The organism is Chthonomonas sp., from assembly GCF_035294505.1.
In the GTDB taxonomy this organism is placed as follows: Bacteria; Armatimonadota; Chthonomonadetes; order Chthonomonadales; family Chthonomonadaceae; genus Chthonomonas.
On sequence record NZ_DATGKU010000262.1, the window covers coordinates 1 to 4,946 of the forward strand.

A 4,946-nucleotide genomic window follows, 5' to 3' on the forward strand; every position below is an offset into this window, starting at 1 on the left:
TCCAAGTAGACCTGCAGATTCCTCTTTTGTGGGAGGAAGCGTTTCGTTCTCCGAAGAGGGTTCTACTGGAGCTCCTCTTCCTTCCACAAGAACCTCCATGGTGCGGCCGAGGTAGCGTTGGATGAACTGCTTTTGGGTTTCGCGACATAGCGCGATAAGTTCCTGACTGCGAGCCTCCTTTTCGGAGTCGCTAACCTGGTCGGGCATGGTTGCTGCGGGCGTATTTGGGCGTGGAGAGTAGCGGAAGACGTGAGCACGGGCATAGCCTACTTCCCGGGCGACGAAAAGCGTTTGTTCAAAATCCGCACGGTCTTCACCGGGAAAGCCAACCATGATGTCGGCGGTTATGGCCAGGTCGGGAATGCGGGTTTTGGCGGCAGCGCAGCGTTCCAGGTAGAATCGCTGATTATAAGGCCGGTTCATGGCAGAAAGAATTTTATCGGAGCCACTTTGCAGGGGAATGTGTAGATGCGGACACAATTTTGGCTCCGATGCAAAAGCTTCGAGGAGCCGATCGGTGATTTGGGTTGGCTCTATGGAAGAGAGTCGAATCCGTCGAATGCCCTCGACTTTAGCCAACGTCAGGAGAAGATCGGCCAGATCGGGACGGTGATAAGTACGATTAGGTGTCCAGGCTGTACCGCGCGGCAATCCTTCGGAACGTCCTGCGAAGCCTGGCTCTTGACCATAGGCTCCCACGAGCACGCCGGTGATAACGATCTCGGTGAAACCCTGATCCGCCAGCGTCTCCACTTCGGAGAGTATCTCATCCATCGGTCGAGAAACCATTTTGGTTCGGGTATAGGGGATGGAACAGAAGGTGCAAAAGACATCGCAGCCGTCCTGAACCTTGATGGTCGCGCGTGTACGGCGATGGAGGGTAGGCGCTATTGAGGATGGCGATTGGTTGCTCTGCAGGGTGGCGCGAAGCTCCGGGAACGCCTCAAGGAGATAATTAAGAGTTTGCATCTTATGGGGATTGGGAACGATCAGGTCGGCCTCTTCGATAGCTTCTCCCTTGATGCGTGCCATCTCTGCATAGCAGCCAGTCATAACGACAATGGCGTTAGGATTGAGTCGGCGCGCCCGCCGGATGGTATTTCGCGATTTTCTTTCGGCTGCCTGTGTTACAGAGCATGTGTTAATGACGTAGATGTCGGCAGGCCGATGGAACTCTGTGATGGTGAAACCATTGCGCTCGAAATCCGCAATGATGCGCTGTGTTTCGTACTGATTGACCTTACACCCCAGTGTCATAAAGGCTGCAATTGGCATGGGCTTTCAGAGCGTTCCTTTGAAGCAGGAGGTTCAAGAGAGTTTGTGTAACATTTTACCACTACATACAGCACCGTGTGCGTCCTTAGTTCCGGTAGGGAGGGGAGGGCGTCTCGATTAGCCCGTTGTCAACAAAGCAATGGAAGGAGGATGTGGTGGAGGCAGAGAGGTTTTTTGGGTTCTATATTCCATCTCAGACAATGTGGGGGCAGGTATTTGCACTGCTGTTATCCGTGATCGTAGGGGGTGTGATCGGTTTCGAGCGAGAACGACGTGGTCAACCGGCCGGCCTGCGCACGCATGCGCTCGTATGCTCAGGAGCGGCTCTCATCGCGATTGTTTCTCAGGGATACGGCAATGGCCTCGCAGGGCGCATACAGGATAGCCCAGCCCGTGTAGCGGCTAATGTGGTGGTGGGCATAGGGTTTTTAGGAGCGGGGGCTATTGTGCGTGAAGGAATGAGTATTCGTGGACTCACCACAGCCGCAAGTATTTGGGTGGTTGCCGCGATGGGAATGGCTATTGGAACCTCTCCGCGACTTGGCGAGGTGGCTTGCATCTGCTTTGTCATTGTGTTGACCACGCTTACTCTGTTAAATCGTTTCGAGCAGGCTATGAAGCTGAAGGGCCGATTTCGCGAAATGGAGATAAGCGTGAATCCGGGAGTACTTCGACCGGATAGGTTGCTTCAAATTCTAGAGGAGCACCACATCGGGGTTCTATCGTTTCAGTTAGAAACACAGAAAAGCGCCCAGGGCGAGCCTGTAACGCAGGTTCGATTGCGGGTTCGTGTGCCCGATGACTTCGACCTTGTGGCTTTTCAGCAGTACATGGTGAATCTCAGTGGTATGGTGAGCTGTATGGTAGAGGCTTGAGGCAGATTTCGGGTAGAATGGCCGATAGTCTAGACGGGAAAATCTAAAAAGGTCGTTAAGGAGATACGAATGCCTCAGTTGATGGAGGGAAAGCGCATTCTCGTGACAGGGGTGCGCAATGAATGGAGCATTGCATGGGGAGCCGCACGTGCTCTGAGGCGTGAGGGAGCCTCGTTGGCTTTCTCCGTGATGGGCGATCGTGAAGAGAGAAATGTTAGAAAACTTCTTGAAGAGGAGGGGTTCGAGGCGGCTGTCTTTCAATGCGATGCCTCGGAAGATGCGCAGATTGATGCGCTATTTGACCAGATTGGACACCATTTTGATGGAGCTCTCGACGGCTTTGTTCACTCCATTGCTTTTGCCAAAAAAGAGGAACTTGCCGGGGAATATATTAACACCTCTCGTGATGGGTTCGCTTTGGCACATGATCGAAGCGTCTACACTTTGGTGCGGATGGCGCGTGCTGCAAGGCCTTTAATGCAGGCGGCACAAGGTGGAGGTATTGTCACGCTCACCTATTTAGGCGCGGAGCGAGTAGTACCAAACTACAATGTCATGGGGGTCGCAAAAGCCGCACTAGAGGCGAGCGTGCGTTATCTTGCGGCAGATTTAGGCCCCGATCAGATTCGGGTGAACGCCGTGTCGGCCGGGCCTATCAAAACCTTAGCCGCCTCGGCCATAGCGGGGCTAGACGCGATGTTGCAGCGTGTGGAGCAGACCGCTCCGTTACGAAGAAGAGTCACCACAGACGAGGTGGGGGATACTATCTTGTTTTTGCTTAGTCCTCTCGCAAGAGCGGTAACCGGCGAGGTTATCTATGTAGACTGTGGCTACCACATTATGGGCATGGTCTAGCGGAAAGGAGTCACATGAAGAGAACGCCTTTACCGAGAGTGTTGTTAGGGCCTGGGCCGAGCAGTATTAGCCCTAAGGTGCAAGAGGCTTTAGGGCAGGCTCCAATAGGTTATCTTGATCCGGAGCTTTTCGAGATCACGGATAGGATACGTGCGCGTTTACGTACCGTGTTTGGGACGCAAAATGCGTTTACGATACCCTTAACGGGCACGGGCATGGCAGGTATGGAGTGCTGTTTTGCTAACCTTATTGAACCGGGCGACAAGGTGCTTATAGGGATGCACGGCTTTTTCGGGGAACGCATGGCCGAGATCGCACGGCGCCTAGGGGCCGAAGTCATAACCGTGCAGGCCGCATGGGGGGAGGCAATAGAGCCTAAAGCTATCGCTAAGGCCCTCGCCTCTGCAGGCAAAGTTAAGCTTGTCGCCTGTGTTCATGCAGAGACCTCTACTGGAATCTGCCAGCCTTTGGAGGAGATCGCGAAACTGGTTAGGGAGCACGACGCCCTGTTTTTGGTAGATACGGTGACTTCGTTGGGAGGGATGCCTGTGGATGTCGATCGTCTAGGGATAGACGTGAGCTATTCTGGAACACAAAAATGCATTGGAGCCCCGTCGGGCATCTCACCGATCACCGTATCTGAACGCGCATGGGAGGTGAGGCAACGGCGGCGAGCGCCGGTAGAATGGTACTTCGACTGGGTATTGCTAAGGGATTATTACGATTCACCTCATGCCTATCACCACACCGTGCCGGTAAATCTGCTCTACGCTCTTGACGCAGCTCTTGAGGAGATCGAAGAGGAGGGCCTGGAGGCGCGCTGGCAACGCCATATTGCTGTGAGCATGCTTTTGAAAGAGCAGCTCAAGGAGTTAGGCATCGAACCGTTCGGATGCGCTGCTCATCGGCTGCCCACATTAAATGCCTATTGCGTACCTAATGCCGTTGACAATGAAGCGAATGTGCGGGCACGGTTGCTTCAAGACTACGGTATCGAGATAGGGGGAGGCCTAGGCAAGTTAAGAGGCAAGATTTGGCGCATCGGAACGATGGGAAGTTCGGCCACGCCTCGTAATGTTTTGCTGCTATCTGCGGCCTTAAGAACCGTATTGAATTAGCAGAGCGATCGTTTTAGGAGATGAGATAGATATGCCACTTTTTCCGGCTGAAGCGGTTTCACCTGCAGACGCGCCAGCGCGCATGCGGCTGACGCGCGAGCTTGGAACCCGTCGTTTATTGACGATTTTCGTTGCCCTGCTTGTCATCTGGTATGTTGCAGGCCAGATACAGGATCATATTCTTCTCTCTCGGCATTGGCCTCCCCTTCAGCCCGATCTGAACGGTTTAACCGTCGTGGGGGCGCTGAACCCACATACAGACTACGACCGGAACTACTTCAAAATCTTTACGGAGAACACCGCATCGAGGGTGTGTTTGACGGAGTACGGTTGGAACTCGATTTTTGATCCTCGCAACGGCCCTATGTGCAGCCCGGAGGCAGCAGGGGCTATTAAGGCCGCTCTGCAGGTCAACGATAGGGCTGGATATGCCATGTTAGCCCCTTATATTCGCGCAGCCGTTCGTTTCATTGAAGGAGATAAGAACGCCTTCAAGGAGATCAGCCCTAATCAGATAATAACGGTTCAGCCTGACAGAGAAGGCGGCAAACCAACGACGACCACCCTAGCCGCGCTGATCAAGAAGTACAGCGGGAATGGGGATTCTGACTTGATGACTTCAACCGAAGAAGAAGGCAATCAGAGTGCGAGTGGGAGAAGTGTGGAAGATGTGATCACGCTTACACCCGATGTGGCGGCGGAGACTCTTCCGGTGGTACTGACAGGGAAGATGTTTACCAGTGCCCAGCTAGAGGAGCAGCCTCCAACGTTGTTGGTAGGTCCCTCCTATACGGTCTCCTTACACTTAACTCCGGAGGGGCGT

Annotated in this window: 5 protein-coding genes; 4 read left to right on the top strand and 1 reads right to left on the bottom strand. The window is 53.7% G+C overall.

Annotated elements, in window-relative coordinates; genetic code table 11:
* On the bottom strand, positions 1-1,275 hold a 1,275-nt coding region (locus VKV18_RS15760; protein WP_324205137.1), incomplete at its 3' end, for a MiaB/RimO family radical SAM methylthiotransferase.
* A 155-nt stretch (positions 1,276-1,430) separates the two neighbouring features.
* On the opposite strand from VKV18_RS15760, the gene VKV18_RS15765 reads away from it, so the two are divergent.
* The 4 genes from VKV18_RS15765 to VKV18_RS15780 all read left to right on the top strand — a co-directional run.
* Entirely contained in the window at positions 1,431-2,150 is a 720-nt protein-coding gene (locus VKV18_RS15765) for an MgtC/SapB family protein (RefSeq protein ID WP_324205138.1), read from the top strand.
* Positions 2,151-2,219: 69 nt separating this feature from the next.
* A complete protein-coding gene (locus tag VKV18_RS15770; protein ID WP_324205139.1) occupies positions 2,220-3,005 on the top strand; it encodes an enoyl-ACP reductase in 786 nt (261 codons plus the stop codon).
* A 14-nt stretch (positions 3,006-3,019) separates the two neighbouring features.
* Complete coding sequence (locus VKV18_RS15775) at positions 3,020-4,123, top strand: alanine--glyoxylate aminotransferase family protein (protein WP_324205140.1); 1,104 nt, start codon at positions 3,020-3,022, stop codon at positions 4,121-4,123.
* Positions 4,124-4,154: 31 nt separating this feature from the next.
* Positions 4,155-4,946: hypothetical protein (locus VKV18_RS15780; RefSeq protein WP_324205141.1), on the top strand; the 792-nt coding region annotated here is incomplete at its 3' end.

Coding starts and splice junctions, on each gene's coding strand:
- VKV18_RS15770 (WP_324205139.1), top strand. CDS start 2,220: ATGCCTCAGTTGATGGAGGGAAAGCGCATTCTCGTGACAGGGGTGCGC.
- VKV18_RS15775 (WP_324205140.1), top strand. CDS start 3,020: ATGAAGAGAACGCCTTTACCGAGAGTGTTGTTAGGGCCTGGGCCGAGC.